The sequence below is a fragment of the Phyllobacterium sp. CCNWLW109 genome, assembly GCF_037203905.1.
Taxonomy (GTDB): Bacteria; Pseudomonadota; Alphaproteobacteria; order Rhizobiales; family Rhizobiaceae; genus Phyllobacterium; species Phyllobacterium ifriqiyense.
Genome location: NZ_JBBCBK010000002.1, coordinates 317,208 through 333,956, shown reverse-complemented (window position 1 = coordinate 333,956; position 16,749 = coordinate 317,208). Strand labels below are relative to the sequence as shown.

Sequence of the window (16,749 nt, the reverse complement as noted above, 5' to 3'; positions counted from 1 at the left end):
AACAAATATTGATATGTTTGTTATCAAACGAGGTTCAAATGGCGCATTCCCACGGCACGCACGGGCACGATCACGCACATGATCATGCTGCCAAAATAACGGCTGACAATGAGCGCAAGGTCCTGATCGCCTTCCTGATCACATTCACGTTTATGATTGTGGAAGTCATTGGGGGCCTTTTATCGGGTTCCTTGGCATTGATTGCCGACGCCGGACATATGTTAACGGATGCGGGGGCTCTCGCACTGGCCTATGCAGCATTTCGTTTTGGCAAACGCGCGGCTGATGAACGCCGCACATTTGGATATCTGCGCTTTGAGGTCATTGCCGGCCTTATTAATGCGCTCGCACTTTTCGCCATTCTTGTCTGGATCGCCATCGAAGCCTTTGAGCGGTTTCGCAATCCCGGCGAGGTCCTCGCGGGTCCAATGTTTATCGTCGCAACGATAGGACTGCTCGTAAATATCGGCGTCTTCTGGATTTTGACCCGCGGCGACAAGGATCACGTCAACATCAAAGGTGCGATCTTGCACGTTCTTGGCGACCTGCTTGGTTCCGTAGCTGCGATTACGGCATCGGTCATTATCTATTATACTGGTTGGACACCAATCGACCCGATCCTTTCGGTCTTCGTGTGCTTGTTGATCCTGCGCAGCGCTTGGGCACTTCTGCGCAATTCCCTGCATATTCTGCTTGAAGGCGCCCCGGAAAATGCCAAGCCGGAAGAAATCGAACAGCACTTGATGAAAACGGTCCCCGACCTGGCTGGCGTACGCCATGTCCACGTCTGGATGATCACATCCGGCAAGGCGCTGGCAACCTTGCATGTGAAGCCAAAAGAGGGCAGCGATCCGCGCCTGCTGGTGAAAGCCGTCGAGGCGGAGCTGATCAAAAAATTCGAGATCGAGCATTCGACCATTGCCATCGATTTTGCCGATGCTACCGGCGACTGCTGTCTTGGCATCGACACCTCCGGCGAACATGACCACGATCACGGGGAGGATGACCATAGCGGCCACGGTGATCATGATCATGCAGCGCATGACCATAGCCATGAAGGTCACAAACATTGAGCAAAATAACGATACCATCCCAGCTTGATACGACCATCCTCGCCGAGACATTCAAACTGCTTGGCGACCCGACGCGACTACGAATCCTGTTCTTTTGTCTCGAAAACCCACGCTCCGTCGGCGATATTGCGGCAAGCCTGGATTTGTCGCAATCATTAGTCAGTCACCACTTGCGATTATTGCGTGGGGCGCGTCTGGTGCGCGGCAACCGGCAGGCAAAGCAGATTTTTTATGAACTTGCTGATAAACATGTCAGCGACATGCTTGTCGATATGGCGCATCACGTATGCGAGGATAGTGACGACTAAAACTGCTTCATCGGATCGTTTTATACTTTAGGTAAGGCGCTCACCAAAGTTCTGGGCTCTTTTTCAAAGGACGAGTTGCCGCAATGGCGCGCAATCAAAGACAGCACATTGCTCGAGCGCTGGATGGTGAAGTAGCGATTGGGTTTGCCGGTGCCTTGCTATTCCAATATCAGGGCGTCCAATCCGGAACTTCGAATCCACCAATGTCATGAAAATTTCATCGCCTTTCCCTTGACTCTTTCGACCCCTCCCACTATCTCCGGCTCCAGTTAGCACTCACTATCAACGAGTGCTAATAACGCGAATGGCACAACTGTTTGCGAAACCGTTTTGACACCAACATCAAGGGTTCTAACCATGGCCAAGACCAAGTTCCGCCCGCTTCACGACCGCGTCGTAGTACGCCGCGTTGAATCGGAAGCAAAGACTGCAGGCGGCATCATCATTCCGGATACTGCCAAGGAAAAGCCACAGGAAGGCGAAATCGTCTCCGTAGGCACAGGCGCTCGTGACGAAGCTGGCAAGCTCATACCGCTCGATGTCAAGGCAGGCGATCACATCCTGTTCGGCAAGTGGTCCGGCACGGAAGTCAAGATCGGCGGCGAAGATCTGCTGATCATGAAGGAATCCGACATTCTCGGCATCCTCGGCTAATCACCGTCACCCAATAATATTTCGATCAAACCGGGTTAAATCCCAGGAGAGATAAAATGGCTTCTAAAGAAGTAAAATTCGGCCGCGACGCGCGTGAGCGCATGCTGCGCGGCGTTAATATCCTTGCAGATGCAGTCAAGGTAACGCTCGGCCCGAAAGGCCGCAACGTTGTCATCGACAAGTCCTTCGGCGCTCCACGCATCACCAAGGACGGCGTGACTGTTGCCAAGGAAATCGAACTTGAAGACAAGTTCGAAAACATGGGCGCACAGATGGTCCGTGAAGTCGCTTCGAAGACGAACGACATCGCTGGCGACGGCACCACGACTGCTACTGTTCTTGCTCAGGCAATCGTTCAGGAAGGCGGCAAGGCTGTTGCTGCTGGCATGAACCCGATGGATCTGAAGCGCGGCATCGATCTTGCTGTTGCAGAAGTCGTCAAGCAGCTCGGCAAGAGCGCCAAGAAGATCAAGACTTCGGAAGAAGTTGCGCAGGTTGGCACGATCTCTGCCAATGGCGAGACCGAAATCGGCGAAATGATTGCCAAGGCAATGCAGAAGGTCGGCAACGAGGGTGTCATCACCGTTGAAGAAGCCAAGACCGCTGAAACCGAACTCGAAGTCGTTGAAGGCATGCAGTTCGATCGCGGCTACCTGTCGCCATACTTCGTCACCAACCCTGAAAAGATGGTTGCTGATCTTGAAGATGCTTACATCCTTCTTCATGAAAAGAAGCTCTCGAACCTTCAGGCTCTTTTGCCAGTTCTCGAAGCTGTTGTTCAGACTTCCAAGCCACTCGTCATCATTTCTGAAGACGTAGAAGGCGAAGCTCTTGCTACGCTCGTTGTCAACAAGCTGCGCGGCGGTCTGAAGATTGCGGCTGTAAAGGCTCCTGGCTTCGGCGATCGCCGCAAGGCAATGCTTGAAGACATCGCTATCCTTACTGGCGGTCAGGTTATTTCCGAAGACCTCGGCATCAAGCTCGAAAGCGTTACGCTCGACATGCTCGGCCGCGCCAAGAAGGTGTCGATCACCAAGGAAAACACCACGATCGTTGACGGTCATGGCAAGAAGGGTGAAATCAACGCCCGCGTCGGCCAGATCAAGCAGCAGATCGATGAAACAACTTCCGACTACGACCGTGAGAAGCTGCAGGAACGTCTTGCCAAGCTCGCTGGCGGTGTTGCAGTTATCCGCGTTGGCGGTGCAACGGAAGTTGAAGTGAAGGAAAAGAAGGACCGCGTTGACGACGCTCTCAACGCAACGCGTGCTGCTGTTGAAGAAGGCATTGTTCCTGGCGGTGGTGTTGCTCTTCTACGTGCCTCTGCGAACCTTACTCTTAAGGGCGCAAATTCCGATCAGGATGCAGGCATCAACATCGTTCGTCGTGCTCTGCAGGCTCCGGCTCGTCAGATCGCAACAAATGCTGGCGATGAAGCTTCCATCGTTGTTGGCAAGATTCTTGAAAGCAAGAAAGAAACCTACGGCTACAATGCGGCCAATGGTGAATATGGCGATCTGATCGTCATGGGCATTGTTGATCCAGTCAAGGTTGTTCGTACTGCTCTGCAGGACGCAGCATCGGTTGCAGGTCTTCTAGTCACCACCGAAGCCATGATTGCCGAAGCTCCTAAGAAGGACAATGGCGGTGCTCCCCAGATGCCAGGCGGCGGAATGGGCGGCATGGGCGGCATGGACTTCTAAGAAGTCCTCTCCCTATAGAATACGGAAAAGGCGGGTTTCGACCCGCCTTTTTTGTTGTACGAGTAAGCGTTTTTATTCGGCAGCTTGAGCGAAAGGCGGAGTGATTTCCGTAGCCTTGTTCGCGGAATCGAAGCTGGCCCGCGCATTGGCGATACGCGTTTCATTTTGGATGGCGAAGTCAGCAAGGTTGCGCACCGGCACAAGCAGATCGCGTCCAAGATCGGTAAGCTCATAATCCACACGCGGCGGGATTGTCGGAAACACCGTTCTCGTTACAAAACCGTCGCGCTCCAAGCCACGCAAAGTGCTGGTAAGCATTTTTTGAGAAATGCCATCAATCGAGCGTTTCAACTCGTTGAACCGCATTGAACCAGCGCCCAAATAATTAACGACCAGCACGGTCCACTTATCTCCGACACGGGAAAGAATCTGGTGGACCGCACCACAGGCAGGAGTTACCTCAAAGTGCTTCGGTTTCAAAAAAGTGCCTCCTTGCTAGAACTTTTAACAGTCACCTATATAGCTCCGGTCACAAATAGTTACCATCCCAAGATAAGGATTTCTGAAAATGGCAAAACTAAAAATCGGCGTCATCGTCGGCAGCACGCGCATTGGCCGGTTCGCCGAGTTTCCTGCCAAATGGATCGCTGACGTTGCAAGCCAACGCGATGATTTAGAGGTCGAGATTGTCGACCTGCTGGACTATCCTATGCATTTCTTTGGTGAAGAACGCAGCACGACGGCGGAAAGCGAAACCGCCGAGCGCTGGAAGAAGAAGATGCGCTCTTTCGACGGATTTATTTTCACCGTCGCAGAGTACAACCACGCGCCAACTGCCGTGCTGAAGAATGCGATAGATCTTGGTGAGTTCATTCAAAAGCCAGTCGCTTTTGTGGGATATGGTGGTGTCGGCGGTGCACGCGCCGTTGAACATCTGCGTCTTATATTCGTTGAAATGGGTGCGGCATCTGTCAAGACCGGCGTCCATATTTCCTTCCCCGAATATTTGACTGTCGTTAAAGGGGAAAAGAAGCTTAGCGATTATCCGCACCTCAATGAGGCGGCAGGCGCCCAGCTTGATCAGCTTGTCTGGTGGGGCAACGCCTTGAAAGCTGCACGCGACGCCTAATGCTATTCGGCGGCTGCTTGTGCAGCCGCCTCCTTACTTGTCCGACCAGACCGCCAATTCGTAACCTTCCGGATCGACAAAATGGAAGCGCTTTCCTCCGGGAAATTCAAATATCTCTTTTGAAATTTTTCCGCCCGCTTTTTTGACACGTTCCAGCGTATCCGCAAGATCATCGGCGAAAAGAATAACCAATGGGCCGCCAGATCTCACCCCCTCAGAATGAGCAAAACCGCCCTTGAGATTGCCGTCCGAAAACTCGCAATAGGCCGGGCCATAATGGTGAAGGTCCAGCCGAATGCGGTGCCATAGAAATCCTTCGCGCGCGAAATATCCTCGACGTTGAACTCGATATAGTTGATCTGTTTGTCTTGACCTGAACTATTGCTCATCCCTTACTCCAGCAATTGCGCTTCCAGCAAATCTCTCAGTTTCTGTAAGTCGCGCATAACCCATGCTGCGTCCGCAGTAAACTTTTCATCGTCAATGCCGGGCAATCGAAACAAGGTGAATATCACTTCGGAAGCATTGCCATTGGCAACGACGCGCAGGGGAATATAAACATTCTCTCCGGTTTCCGTTATTACCCAATGGTCTAACACGCCAAACTCATTATCGGGCGCAAACCGAAGACGCAGCTTTCCGGCGGGACCGTCAGCCACCCATTCATTTCCGGACTTCTGCAGGCCCGAAGTCAATCCCGATGCCCACTCCGGCAAATGCTCAGGTAAGCTTGCATAGCGGTAAACATCCTTCCAATCGCGTTGAATGGCGATCTGAAGAGTTCGTGCTTCCAGTGCTGTCATAGCTTGACCTCCCACCAGTGCTATAATCGATTTTATCTTAGCACCTTACGAAATCCAGACCAACATTCCGTGCTGGAACCTTGCCTCCCGGACCGCTTCGCAGTAGTCATTGCGCCAACTGTCACAGGAAAAATAGACGATGACTTCTACACGCACCGAAACAGACACGTTTGGTCCAATCGAAGTAGCTGCCGACAAATATTGGGGCGCACAGACCGAGCGCTCTTTGCATAATTTCAAGATCGGCGGCGAACGTATGCCCATCCCATTGGTTCGGGCACTTGGTATCGTAAAACGCGCTGCGGCAGAAACCAATATGGCTCTGGGCAAACTGGATGAAGTCACCGGCCGCGCAATTACAGTTGCCGCCGAAGAGGTTATCGAAGGCAAGCTCGATGATCATTTCCCGCTCGTCGTATGGCAGACTGGTTCCGGAACACAGTCCAATATGAATGCCAACGAGGTTATCTCTAACCGTGCTATTGAAATGCTCGGCGGAACGAAGGGCTCGAAGAAACCGGTCCATCCTAACGATCACGTCAATATGAGCCAGTCGTCAAATGACACGTTCCCGACAGCCATCCACATTGCGACGGCGGTCGAAGCGACCGAGCGTCTCTATCCTGCCCTGGCCCATCTGACAGCAGCGCTTGCCAAAAAGGAAAAGGCCTTCGCCGACATTATCAAGATTGGCCGTACGCACACTCAGGACGCGACACCTGTAACACTTGGACAGGAGTTTTCGGGGTACCGCGCCGCGCTTGAATACGCCCGCAAACGCATCGAACAGAGCTTGGCGGACGTTTTCCTGCTGGCGCAGGGCGGTACTGCCGTCGGCACAGGATTGAATGCACCCGTGGGCTTTGATTCGGGCTTTGCTGAAGCTGTGTCAGACATAACGGGATTGCCGTTCAAGACGGCTCCAAACAAATTTGAGGCTCTGGCGAGCCATGGCGCGTTGGCGAATTTCCATGGCAGCCTGAATGCGCTTGCTACTGATCTTTTCAAGATTGCCAATGATATTCGCTTTCTCGGATCGGGGCCCCGTTCGGGTCTCGGTGAGTTGAAATTGCCAGAAAACGAACCTGGTTCCTCGATTATGCCAGGCAAGGTCAACCCAACCCAGGCAGAAGCACTGACGATGGTTGCAGCACAGGTTTTCGGTAATCAAACTACCGTTACAGTGGCAGCGAGCCAAGGCCACTTTGAACTGAATGTGTTCAAGCCTGTTATCGCGCTCAATGTACTCCAGTCCATTCGCCTGCTTGCCGATTCGATGGTGTCCTTTGCCGACAATTGCGTCGAGGGCATCGAAGCCGACGAAGTTCGCATCAAGGATTTGCTCGAACGTTCGCTCATGCTCGTCACTGCGTTGGCTCCGGCCATCGGATACGACAATGCGGCCAAGATCGCCAAGACAGCGCATAAGAACGGGACGACTTTGCGTGAGGAAGCGCTTGCCAGCGGACATGTGTCAGCCGAGGACTATGATCGTCTTGTGCGGCCGGAACGGATGATCGCTCCGGAATAAGCAGTGGATTTGATGAACAATCTGTTGTCGAAAAAGTGACTTTAGTAAACAGTATGCATCGCGTACTGACCGCGCAGTCACTTTTTTTGGAGAAAAATCTATGTCTAACAATGGCATTCTGGTTCTGATCGGTCGCATTCTGCTTTCGGTCATGTTTATCATGGCTGGCTGGGGCAAGCTAACAGCTATCGGCGGTACTGCTGCCTATTTTGGCGGCATGGGTTTGCCAGCGCCAACAGTTGTTGCGGTTCTTGTCGGTCTGCTTGAATTCTTCGGGGGCATTGCAGTTCTCGTTGGCTTCCAGACCCGTATTGCAGCTCTCTTGCTTGGCCTCTTCACTTTGGCCGCCACGGCGACTGCTCACCTGAACTGGGCTGGCGATGCCGGCATGACCCAATTCATGTTCTTTCAGAAAAACCTGGGCGTAGCTGGTGGTTTCTTTGTCCTGGCTGCTTATGGAGCTGGTGCACTTTCAATCGACGCAAAGCGCGGTTAAACGAAAATATCATTCGCTTATAAAGGCCGCTTCACGCGGCCTTTATTTTTATTGTTGCGTCAATTGGTAGGCTGGACTTCACTCACAAGCACCGGCTTTTCCCGATATTCCTGCGGAAAGAGCTTGCTCAAGTTTTTGATCTTGGGCAGATCATTGTAGACGATATAGGGCTGCGTCGGATTAATGGTCGCATAATCCTGATGATAGGCTTCTGCCGTGTAAAAAGCCTTGAGAGGCTCGACCTTGGTCACTATCGGATCTGAATAGACCTTGGCTTTGTCGAGCTGGTCTATATAGGCCTTCACCACTTTTTCTTGATCTACGCTGGTCGTGAACACTGCAGAGCGATATTGCGTGCCCGTATCTGGTCCTTGCCGGTTCAGTTCGGTTGGGTTGTGAGCGACAGAAAAATAGACCTGTAAAATCTTGCCCAGGCTGACGGTCTTTGGATCAAACGTGACCTCAACCGCTTCCGCATGGCCGGTATCGCCGCCGCTCACAAGATTATAATTCGCAGTGCCCTTTTCTCCACCCGAATAACCTGACACAGCGTTTGTGACGCCCTTCATGTGCTGGTAAACACCCTGAACGCCCCAAAAACATCCGCCGGCAAGCACGATTTTTTCAGTTCCGGCCGCTATTGACTGATCCATCGCTGGCGGAGGCACCATCGTGACGCTTTCCGCGAATGCCATAGCTGGGGCAAATAGCAAGGTGGTTGCAAGTAACAAGTAACGAAGTTTCATTTGTTTTTCCTTCGAAATAGCTTAGGCAGCAGCGGGCATGAATTTCATGGCAACACCGTTCATGCAGTAGCGAAGACCGGTGGGTTGCGGGCCATCGTCGAAGACATGCCCTAGATGGCCACCGCAGCGATGACACTCCACCGCCGTACGCGCCATGCCGAACGAGTTGTCGGATTTCTCGATCACCGCACCTTTTATCGGCTGCCAGAAGCTGGGCCAGCCAGTACCACTGTCAAACTTCTTTTCGGATTCAAAAAGCTGCTGATCACAGCCAGCGCAGGCAAATATGCCTTTACGTTTTTCATGATTTAACGGGCTGGTGAAGGGCGCTTCCGTGCCTTCCTGACGCAGCACATCATACTGCTCCGGCGTCAGAAGTTTCTTCCATTCAGCATCCGTGTGTTCAATTTCGAATGTACCCGTAGCGTGAGCCTTGGGCATGGTCGCAAAGCGCGCGGCAACAACTGCACCAAATGTGGCCACAGCGCCTCCGAACAGGGTTCGACGTGTCATCATGGATAAGCTCCCTGCATGATGATACCGAATTATTTCGGCTTCATGCAGGGAAATACGAAGGAAGAACCCAAAAGGTTACGTTCAACCGGACGGATCACAGAGAGTTGATGGATTTACAGCTAACCGAGCGCTGCCTTTATGCGCTGCGATAGTTCTGATACAGCCTTGGCGTCTGCTGCCGCACGCGAAGAAATCAAACATGCCTGCGACTTCAGGATGACGCCATCTTCCAGAATTTTGAGCTGATTGGCACGCAGCGTAGACCCTGTCGATGTAATATCGACGATGATATCTGCCGACCCGGAGGCAGGAGCACCTTCGGTTGCGCCAAGGCTCTCAACGATGCGATAAACCTGGATACCGTGCATCTGTGAGAAAAATTGCTGGGTTAACCGCCAATATTTTGTTGCAATACGCAAACGACGACCGTGGCGCTGGCGGAAATCGGCAGCAACGTCATCAAGGTCCGCCATGGTAGATACGTCGTACCAAACCTCTGGCACAGCGACGATCACATCCGCATGGCCAAAGCCAAGCCGTGCCTCGATTTGCACCCGATCATCGGCGGAAGACAGGGTTTCACGAATGAGGTCTTCGCCGGTTACACCAAGATCGACGCTGCCATATCCCAGTTCACGGGCAATCTCGGAAGCAGAAAGGAAAAGAATGTCAATTTGGCCCTCGCCCGCTACCTGCGCCCTGTAGTTACGCTGATCACTCGGAAGGAGGACTTCCAAACCGGCTTTCCTGAGTACTTCAAGAGCCTGCTCCTTAAGCCGCCCCTTTGATGGAAGTGCTAATGTGATGGTCATTTTGCATCTCCAGCTATCTGCTCGAGACGGTCAAGCCAGATGGAAAAGCCCACACCCGGGATCGAACCGACAGCACCAAGCATCGTCAGCAGCCGATCATAACGGCCGCCGCCAACGATAGCACCAAGTTCGGCATTGCTCACTGCACGGGTTTCGTAGACCAGACCCGTATAATAATCGAGCGGACGCCCAAACGAAGCGTCGTAGATAATGGTTTCATCTCCGATACCCGCTTCCACGATCGATACAGAACGCGCCTCGAATTGTTCCAAAGCTGGACCCAAATCGAATTCATTTGCGCGCGCATATCGCAACAGATGCCCCGCTGCTGATTGCAAAGGAATGCGGATCGCCAGAAAATCCTGAAGTGCCGAAATCGCCTTGGGCTGCAAGCGCACGGAAGCAAGGGCCACTTTATCGATGAGACGGCGAGCAATTTCAACAGGTGTACGACCGGCCCCTGGAGAAATGCCAGCCGACTCCATATCCTTTTCCAATTCGGCGGCGAGCGCGGCCTCGTCACCTTTGGCAACCAGCGCTGCAAGATGGACCGGCAGATCGCCATTTTGTCTGTCGGATGACAAATCCTTCAACAAGCCCTTGAGCTGATCAGGATTGCCGAAAGCCCGGACAAGCTTTTTTTGCCAGCCGCGTGGCAGGCCCAGAGCTGCCAGAACCGCTTCAAAGATCGCTTGGTCTCCAAGCAAGGTTTCCAGCTGGGCATCGGGCGCAACGAGCCTTATGGAAGCCAGAGCGTCCGCTAGAGAGCGTGCATCGGCTCGGGCGCGATTGGCATCGCCCAAATCTTCAATACCCGCTTGGAAGAACTCATTGCCACCATCGCGCCGCTGGCGGAATACCTCGCCTAGATAAGCATAACGTTTTGGCGTCGCAGCATTGAGTTCGATATGATTGCGACAGACCGGGATTGTAAATTCAGGGCGCAGACACAGGCTTTGGCCTGTTTCATTCTCCGTGAGGAAAATCCTTCGGCGCAAATCTTCACCAGCCATATCCAGAAACTGGTCCGCAGGCTGGATGACAGGAATATCGACAAGTTCCGCTTCCCTGCTCGCGATCAACGCGGCAAGTCTATCGCTAAATAAAGGAGCACGGGAAGCAACCATTCGAGCTTACGAGGCCTTTGCTGCGTTGACGCGATCTTGGGCCTGCGCATCGAGAATCTTACGCACCTCCGCGATAATATCGCCTTCCTTTGCCGTGATCTGTGCAGGGCGGCTTTCCCGCCAGGTAATATTATCCTCGATTTCGGCCGATAAACGTGCACCTTCGATCAAATCCTTGATCTGCACCTCGCCAAGATCACGTTCCTGCGAACCCTGAATGATGACGCAGGGAGCGCCGCGACGGTCCGCATATTTCATCTGCGGCTTCATGCCTGAGCCACCAAGATACATTTCGGCACGGATCCCGGCCTGCCGCAGATCGGATACCATTTTCTGGTAGCGGCCAAGGCTTTCCGTATCGCGGTCCATGACCATTACGACAACGGGTCCGATATTGTCGGACATATCGAGCTTTCCGAGATTTTTGAGCGCGGTCATCAGGCGGGAAACACCGATAGAAATACCTGTTGCCGGCACGGGTTCAGAGCGAAAACGCGAAACAAGTCCATCATAGCGTCCGCCGCCTCCCACCGAGCCGAAACGGACAATCTGGCCATCTTCGTTTGGAATTTCAGCAAGAAGCTCCGCTTCGAAAACGGGGCCGGTATAATATTCAAGACCCCGCACGACGGATGGATCAATCTTGACGCGGCCATCATAACCAGCGGCAGAACAAAGCGCTTCTATTGTACCCAGTTCAGCGACGCCCTCTGCGCCTTTATCATTGCCGGTGACAACTTTTTCCAGATTGGCAATAGTAGCACTGCCCGTCGCAGCGCCTGCCGCAGTGAAATCAAGAACCTGCTTGATAGCGGCCTCATCCAGGTTTGCACCTTTGGTGAAATCGCCGCTTTCGTCTTTGCGGCCTTTTCCGAGTAACTCACGAACGCCCTCGACACCGAACTTATCAAGCTTGTCGATGGCGCGCAGCACAGTCAGGCGTCTGCCGGCATTCTCATCGCCGCCGAGCCCAATCGCCTCAAGCACTCCATCAAGAACCTTGCGATTATTGACGCGGATTACGTAGTCGCCGCGCTGAATGCCGAGCGCCTCCATGACATCAGCCATCATCATGCACATCTCTGCATCGGCCGAGACATTGGGCGCACCCACCGTATCCGCATCGAACTGCATGAACTGACGGAAGCGGCCGGGGCCTGGCTTTTCGTTACGGAATACCCATCCAGCCCGGTAGCTGCGATATGGCTTCGGGATGCTTTCGTAATTTTCGGCGACATAGCGCGCCAACGGCGCGGTCAAGTCATAGCGCAGCGAAAGCCATTGCTCATCATCGTCCTGAAACGAGAACACGCCTTCATTCGGGCGATCCTGATCAGGAAGGAATTTTCCAAGCGCATCGGTATATTCAATTAATGGCGTTTCAACTGGCTCAAAACCATAAAGCTCGTAGACTTTGCGGATTTCCGCCATCATTTTTTCGGCGGCGCGCAAATCATCCGGTGTCCGGTCCACGAAACCGCGCGGCAGCCGCGCTTTTACCCTGTCTGCCTTGGTTGCCATGATGATGATCCGATATCCTGAGATGAAGCTGATTGCCGAAGCGGGTTTGCTCTAGCTTATCAGGCTCCCAAGGGCAAGGATTGAACGTTATTTGGGCCTTTTGAAACTTGCACGGATGGTTTCAATTTCCTGACGACATTTGCAGCCCTCGATATGATCATTCACGAGACCCATCGCCTGCATATGCGCATACATTGTTGTTGGCCCCACGAAACTCCAGCCGCGCTTCTTCAAATCCTTGGAAAGACGCGTTGACGTCGGTGATGTGGGATTGGCGACGAGGGTTGCATAATCGACAATCTTGGGGCGCTCATCTGCGGGCGGCTCAAACGACCAGAAATAGGCGGCAAGCGAGCCGGTTTCTTTAACCAGTTCGATAGCGCGATTGGCATTGTTGATAGCAGAATTTATCTTGCCGCGATGGCGGATAATGCCAGCATTACCAAGCAGCCGTTCGACATCCTTATCGGTATACCGGGCAATCTTGTGATAGTCGAAACCATCAAAAGCTTCGCGAAAATTCGCGCGCTTGCGCAGAATTGTCAGCCACGAAAGCCCGGATTGAAAACCTTCGAGGCATATTTTTTCAAACAGTCGCGTGTCGTCCGTTACCGGCCTGCCCCATTCATTGTCGTGGTAGCGAATATATTCAGGCAAAGCACCAGGCCAGAAACAGCGCGTAGCGCCGTCATCACCTTTTATCAGGCCGGTCTTCACGGGAACATCTTCAGTCATAACCAGTCCTCTTTACTTTTTACCGGCGATTAACCAGCTTGCAACACGCTTCGGTAACCATACCAAATGGTTTCCGCCCAAAATTGCGCTTTATCGATTCTCGTTCACTTTTTTCTACCCTGCCACTGGCAAACTCAATCCGAAACCTGACAAAACCTGTCAGCAGAGTTATATTACGAGACTGAGTTCCATGAAGTCTGCGCGCCTGCTTTTGCTGTCTTGCATTGGCCTTACCATCGCCTCCGGCGCATTTGCCAGCGAACGTTATGCTACCCGCCCGCCTGTGGTCATGAGTCCTGACTTATCGGCTCCATGGGTTATGCAACTACGCCAGCGGCCTGTCGGCACACCGGTCAATCCGCGCGGATATGTTGTCTTTGACGAGCAGCCCAGCCCACGTGCCAAGCAACGCGAACGCCGAGCAGCGCGTAAAAACCTTAGCTCCAATCCTGCTGTGCGCGAAGTTTCGTTTCAGCGCCCCACCGCTCCATCAACTGACGCTAAACCAAAAAAACGGGAAATGGACGCGAAGTTCCTGCCGCAGAGCGTAGCTTATGATGGTCCTGAGCAACCCGGAACAATTGTCATCGATACGGCGCAACGTTTTCTCTACCTGGTCGAAGCCGGTGGAACGGCGCAGCGATACGGCGTCGGCGTTGGCAAAGAAGGCTTTGGCTGGTCCGGTACGAACACGATAAGTCGCAAAGCAGAATGGCCGTCTTGGTACCCGCCAGCCGAGATGATCAAACGTGAGAAACGCAAGGGCCGTATTCTACCTGCGCATATGGAGGGTGGCGTTGAAAATCCTCTTGGCGCCCGAGCGCTCTATCTAGGATCCACGCTTTACCGTATTCACGGGACAAATGCGCCATGGACGATCGGTCAGTCCGTGTCGAGCGGCTGTATTCGCATGCGCAACGAAGACGTCACCGATCTCTATGAGCGGGTGAATGTTGGTACAAAAGTTATCGTCAGATAAGGTTACGGGGGCCGGCATCAGGGGTGGTGCCGGAAAAGGCAGCGGCGCATTTTTGAATGCGTCGCTGCCCTTTATTCAGCAATGTTAAGCACAGGCTTGGCTTGCGGGACGCAGGAAGGTTGCGGACCGCCATAAGCCCAATCCAGCAACTCTACCGTATGGACAATCGGCAATCTGGTTCCAGTCGCAATCTGGGTAATGCAACCTATATTGCCCGTTGCAATCAAGCTGGCTCCGGTGGCTTCTATATTCTTGACCTTGCGGTTCCGAAGCGTGCGGGCGATTTCGGGCTGCAAGATGTTATAGGTGCCAGCCGAACCGCAACAGAGATGACCTTCAGCGGGTTCCTTGACAATAAAACCGGCGGCCTTCAGCAAATCCTTAGGCTGACGGGTAATTTTTTGGCCATGCTGCATGGAACAGGCGGAGTGATAGGCGACTGTGACCCCCGTTTGATACGCAGCCTCTGGTAAATCCAGCATTGTCAGATACTCGGTAACATCTTTTGCCAAGGCAGAGATGCGTGCGGCTTTCCCTTTATAGGCAGCGTCAAGTCGCAGCATATAACCATAATCCTTGATCGTCGTCCCGCAGCCTGAAGCCGTGATGACGATCGCATCAAGGCCACCATTCTCAAGCTCGCGCGTCCATATATCGACATTCCGGCGGGCATTTTCCAAGGCAGCTTCCTCGCGTCCCATATGGTGCACGAGCGCGCCACAACAGCCCTCGCCTTTTGGTACAGTTACCTCAATGCCAAGCCGGGTCAGCAGCCGGATCGTTGCCTCGTTAATTTCGGGGGCAAGGACTGGCTGCGCGCAGCCGGTTAAAATGGCGACTCGTCCCCTTTTTGCTGTTTTCGCCTTGTGCGTACCCGCTTCTGCATAGGACGATTTTGCAGCAAGCGATTTGGGTGCAAGTTCCAGCATTGCAGCCATGGGCTTCAAAGCCGCAACGGATTTGAACAGAGGGATCAACGGCCTGCCAAATCTGGCTGCCGTCACTGCAAGGCGGAAACGCGACGGATAAGGCAGAACCAGCGCAAGCAGGGCACGCGTCAGACGATTGATGAATGGCCGTTTATAGGTTTTCTCGATATGCGCCCGGGCATTGTCCACCAAGTGCATATAATTTACACCGGAAGGACAGGTTGTCATGCAGGCAAGACAGGACAGACACCTGTCCACGTGCTTGACGATCTGCTCATCCGCCGCCCTCCCATTTTCAAGCATGTCCTTGATCAGGTAAATGCGCCCACGCGGGCTATCGAGTTCATTGCCTAGCGTGACATAGGTAGGACAGGTCGCGGTACAAAATCCGCAATGCACACATTTGCGCAGTATCTTTTCCGACTCTGCGACACCGGGATCAAGTAATTGCTCGGGAGTAAAGTTGGTTTGCATCCTACACTCCTGCAACCATGCGACCGGGATTAAATATGCCGCTGGGGTCAAACTGTTGTTTCAACCTTTTCGACAGGGCTGCCAAGGGCGCGGGTTGCGGTTCGAATACGGGCAATGCGGCACGCAGAGCCACTGAAGCACGCACCAATGTTGCGTGACCTCCGCCATACTTTGCAACAAGCGCACGGACAGCCTCTGCCTCCGGATCGCCTTCCATCCGCAGCCAGATCAAGCCGCCCTGCCAGTCATAAAACGCGTCGACCGCCGCGCCCATGCGAAGAGAGGCAACCAGTTTGTAAGCCTCCATCGGCGCCATCGACACCCGCCAGACCGGACGCTCCGTTCCATCCGCGAATGGTATGACATCGCGGATTTCGCGCCACAGATTTCGGGATATATCTTCGCTCAACGTGTCAACCGCACCCGCTGACGCCAATAGTTTTTTTAGCATTTCCGCGCGATCGGCGACGGAAGGCGCAAAACCTTCAAGACGAAGCAAAGTCGAGGCTTCACCTTGAAGGGTACCGCCAATCACACGGCTGGCGACATTGCCGGGTAGATGCGCCGCGGAAGCCACCTCTCCGCTTGAACCCATTGCAATCGCCATCGCCCGGGCGGCTTCATCGTCGGCTAATCCGCGCAGTACCAGAGTGGTCTCAGCTTCGGGCTTGGGCAGAACTTTAAATGTGATTTCTGTTGCAACACCCAAGGTTCCCCACGAATGTGCCATGCCTTTCGAAAGATCATAACCCGTCACGTTTTTGACGACACGGCCACCTGACTTGAACAATTCGCCTCGCCCGGAGACAACCCGCACACCCAAGACGTGATCGCGCGCTGAGCCCGCCTTAAGGCGGCGGGGGCCGCAAAGATTTGTCGCAAGCAGGCCGCCAAGACTGCCCTGCCCCGCAGCTTTACCAAGCAATGGCCCATAATCCATTGGCTCAAACTGAAATGCCTGACCGCTGGCAGCAAGCAGTGCTTCCAGTTCAGCCACCGGTGTTCCGGCCTTTGCCGCCAGCACGAGCTCGTCGGGCTCGTAGAGTGTCACGCCCGAATAGGTTGATAAGGCGATCGTGTGTTCCGTTTGCAAAGGACGTCCGAGTTCGCGCTTGGAGCCCTGACCGATGATCTCAATCGGGGCTTGTTCAGACAGCGCCCATTGCACGATCTCGACAATCTCATCTTCGGAGTGGGGATTGAATGTGCTCAA

The 16,749-nt window shown here is 53.5% G+C and carries 18 protein-coding genes and 1 pseudogene; 8 read left to right on the top strand and 11 right to left on the bottom strand.

Going from position 1 to position 16,749, the window contains the following annotated elements:
- Nucleotides 1-38 precede the first annotated feature (38 nt).
- From V9K92_RS06925 to groL, 4 genes are all read left to right on the top strand, one after another.
- Entirely contained in the window at nt 39-1,073 is a 1,035-nt protein-coding gene (locus V9K92_RS06925) for a cation diffusion facilitator family transporter (RefSeq protein WP_337353640.1), read from the top strand.
- Nucleotides 1,070-1,381, top strand: a complete 312-nt coding sequence (locus V9K92_RS06920) for an ArsR/SmtB family transcription factor (protein ID WP_336440553.1) — start codon at nt 1,070-1,072, stop codon at nt 1,379-1,381. The genes V9K92_RS06925 and V9K92_RS06920 overlap by 4 nt, the downstream gene beginning before the upstream one ends.
- A gap of 357 nt (nt 1,382-1,738) precedes the next feature.
- Nucleotides 1,739-2,035 carry a co-chaperone GroES gene (gene groES, locus V9K92_RS06915; protein WP_115055216.1) on the top strand — a complete coding sequence of 99 codons (297 nt, stop codon included), beginning with the start codon at nt 1,739-1,741 and terminating at the stop codon, nt 2,033-2,035.
- Between the two features lie 56 nt (nt 2,036-2,091).
- Nucleotides 2,092-3,738, top strand: a complete 1,647-nt coding sequence (gene groL, locus V9K92_RS06910) for a chaperonin GroEL (protein ID WP_115055217.1) — start codon at nt 2,092-2,094, stop codon at nt 3,736-3,738.
- A gap of 72 nt (nt 3,739-3,810) precedes the next feature.
- On the opposite strand, the gene V9K92_RS06905 is transcribed toward groL, so the two are convergent.
- Complete coding sequence (locus V9K92_RS06905) at nt 3,811-4,218, bottom strand: winged helix-turn-helix transcriptional regulator (RefSeq protein WP_115055218.1); 408 nt, start codon at nt 4,216-4,218, stop codon at nt 3,811-3,813.
- Nucleotides 4,219-4,306: 88 nt separating this feature from the next.
- Here V9K92_RS06905 and V9K92_RS06900 point away from each other — a divergent pair, with 88 nt between their 5' ends.
- Nucleotides 4,307-4,867, top strand: a complete 561-nt coding sequence (locus V9K92_RS06900; RefSeq protein ID WP_115055219.1) for an NADPH-dependent FMN reductase — start codon at nt 4,307-4,309, stop codon at nt 4,865-4,867.
- Between the two features lie 33 nt (nt 4,868-4,900).
- On the opposite strand, the pseudogene V9K92_RS06895 reads toward V9K92_RS06900, so the two are convergent.
- Together V9K92_RS06895 and V9K92_RS06890 are read right to left on the bottom strand one after the other, a co-directional pair.
- Nucleotides 4,901-5,256, bottom strand: a pseudogene (locus tag V9K92_RS06895) (VOC family protein).
- Nucleotides 5,257-5,259: 3 nt separating this feature from the next.
- Nucleotides 5,260-5,670, bottom strand: coding sequence for an SRPBCC family protein (locus V9K92_RS06890; protein WP_115055221.1), 411 nt, complete (start codon nt 5,668-5,670; stop codon nt 5,260-5,262).
- Nucleotides 5,671-5,809: 139 nt separating this feature from the next.
- On the opposite strand from V9K92_RS06890, the gene fumC reads away from it, so the two are divergent.
- The gene (gene fumC, locus V9K92_RS06885; RefSeq protein ID WP_337353639.1) at nt 5,810-7,201 is read left to right on the top strand and encodes a class II fumarate hydratase; all 1,392 of its coding nucleotides are present in this window, start codon (nt 5,810-5,812) and stop codon (nt 7,199-7,201) included.
- Between the two features lie 100 nt (nt 7,202-7,301).
- Entirely contained in the window at nt 7,302-7,697 is a 396-nt protein-coding gene (locus V9K92_RS06880) for a DoxX family protein (RefSeq protein ID WP_115055223.1), read from the top strand.
- A 59-nt stretch (nt 7,698-7,756) separates the two neighbouring features.
- On the opposite strand, the gene msrA is transcribed toward V9K92_RS06880, so the two are convergent.
- From msrA to V9K92_RS06850, 6 genes are all read right to left on the bottom strand, one after another.
- Complete coding sequence (gene msrA, locus V9K92_RS06875) at nt 7,757-8,443, bottom strand: peptide-methionine (S)-S-oxide reductase MsrA (protein WP_443094448.1); 687 nt, start codon at nt 8,441-8,443, stop codon at nt 7,757-7,759.
- A 21-nt stretch (nt 8,444-8,464) separates the two neighbouring features.
- Nucleotides 8,465-8,959 (bottom strand): peptide-methionine (R)-S-oxide reductase MsrB, encoded by a 495-nt coding sequence (msrB, locus tag V9K92_RS06870; RefSeq protein WP_337353638.1) that lies wholly within the window; start codon nt 8,957-8,959, stop codon nt 8,465-8,467.
- 119 nt (nt 8,960-9,078) lie between these two features.
- Nucleotides 9,079-9,771: an ATP phosphoribosyltransferase gene (gene hisG, locus V9K92_RS06865; protein WP_307282961.1), complete on the bottom strand. Its 693-nt coding sequence runs from the start codon at nt 9,769-9,771 to the stop codon at nt 9,079-9,081.
- Nucleotides 9,768-10,898, bottom strand: coding sequence for an ATP phosphoribosyltransferase regulatory subunit (locus V9K92_RS06860; protein WP_337353637.1), 1,131 nt, complete (start codon nt 10,896-10,898; stop codon nt 9,768-9,770). Before V9K92_RS06860 ends, hisG begins: the two co-directional genes overlap by 4 nt.
- Before the next feature lie 6 nt (nt 10,899-10,904).
- A complete protein-coding gene (hisS, locus tag V9K92_RS06855) occupies nt 10,905-12,419 on the bottom strand; it encodes a histidine--tRNA ligase (RefSeq protein ID WP_336440559.1) in 1,515 nt (504 codons plus the stop codon).
- Between the two features lie 87 nt (nt 12,420-12,506).
- Nucleotides 12,507-13,154 carry a DNA-3-methyladenine glycosylase I gene (locus tag V9K92_RS06850; RefSeq protein ID WP_307282953.1) on the bottom strand — a complete coding sequence of 216 codons (648 nt, stop codon included), beginning with the start codon at nt 13,152-13,154 and terminating at the stop codon, nt 12,507-12,509.
- Nucleotides 13,155-13,344: 190 nt separating this feature from the next.
- Here V9K92_RS06850 and V9K92_RS06845 point away from each other — a divergent pair, with 190 nt between their 5' ends.
- Nucleotides 13,345-14,133: a L,D-transpeptidase gene (locus V9K92_RS06845; protein WP_337353636.1), complete on the top strand. Its 789-nt coding sequence runs from the start codon at nt 13,345-13,347 to the stop codon at nt 14,131-14,133.
- A 71-nt stretch (nt 14,134-14,204) separates the two neighbouring features.
- On the opposite strand, the gene glcF is transcribed toward V9K92_RS06845, so the two are convergent.
- Together glcF and glcE are read right to left on the bottom strand one after the other, a co-directional pair.
- Nucleotides 14,205-15,536, bottom strand: a complete 1,332-nt coding sequence (gene glcF / locus V9K92_RS06840) for a glycolate oxidase subunit GlcF (protein ID WP_337353635.1) — start codon at nt 15,534-15,536, stop codon at nt 14,205-14,207.
- 1 nt (nt 15,537) lies between these two features.
- A complete protein-coding gene (gene glcE / locus V9K92_RS06835; protein WP_337353634.1) occupies nt 15,538-16,749 on the bottom strand; it encodes a glycolate oxidase subunit GlcE in 1,212 nt (403 codons plus the stop codon).

Coding starts and splice junctions, on each gene's coding strand:
- V9K92_RS06925 (WP_337353640.1), top strand. CDS start 39: ATGGCGCATTCCCACGGCACGCACGGGCACGATCACGCACATGATCAT.
- groES (WP_115055216.1), top strand. CDS start 1,739: ATGGCCAAGACCAAGTTCCGCCCGCTTCACGACCGCGTCGTAGTACGC.
- groL (WP_115055217.1), top strand. CDS start 2,092: ATGGCTTCTAAAGAAGTAAAATTCGGCCGCGACGCGCGTGAGCGCATG.
- V9K92_RS06900 (WP_115055219.1), top strand. CDS start 4,307: ATGGCAAAACTAAAAATCGGCGTCATCGTCGGCAGCACGCGCATTGGC.
- V9K92_RS06890 (WP_115055221.1), bottom strand. CDS start 5,670: ATGACAGCACTGGAAGCACGAACTCTTCAGATCGCCATTCAACGCGAT.
- fumC (WP_337353639.1), top strand. CDS start 5,810: ATGACTTCTACACGCACCGAAACAGACACGTTTGGTCCAATCGAAGTA.
- V9K92_RS06880 (WP_115055223.1), top strand. CDS start 7,302: ATGTCTAACAATGGCATTCTGGTTCTGATCGGTCGCATTCTGCTTTCG.
- msrA (WP_443094448.1), bottom strand. CDS start 8,443: ATGAAACTTCGTTACTTGTTACTTGCAACCACCTTGCTATTTGCCCCA.
- msrB (WP_337353638.1), bottom strand. CDS start 8,959: ATGATGACACGTCGAACCCTGTTCGGAGGCGCTGTGGCCACATTTGGT.
- hisG (WP_307282961.1), bottom strand. CDS start 9,771: ATGACCATCACATTAGCACTTCCATCAAAGGGGCGGCTTAAGGAGCAG.
- V9K92_RS06860 (WP_337353637.1), bottom strand. CDS start 10,898: ATGGTTGCTTCCCGTGCTCCTTTATTTAGCGATAGACTTGCCGCGTTG.
- hisS (WP_336440559.1), bottom strand. CDS start 12,419: ATGGCAACCAAGGCAGACAGGGTAAAAGCGCGGCTGCCGCGCGGTTTC.
- V9K92_RS06850 (WP_307282953.1), bottom strand. CDS start 13,154: ATGACTGAAGATGTTCCCGTGAAGACCGGCCTGATAAAAGGTGATGAC.
- V9K92_RS06845 (WP_337353636.1), top strand. CDS start 13,345: ATGAAGTCTGCGCGCCTGCTTTTGCTGTCTTGCATTGGCCTTACCATC.
- glcF (WP_337353635.1), bottom strand. CDS start 15,536: ATGCAAACCAACTTTACTCCCGAGCAATTACTTGATCCCGGTGTCGCA.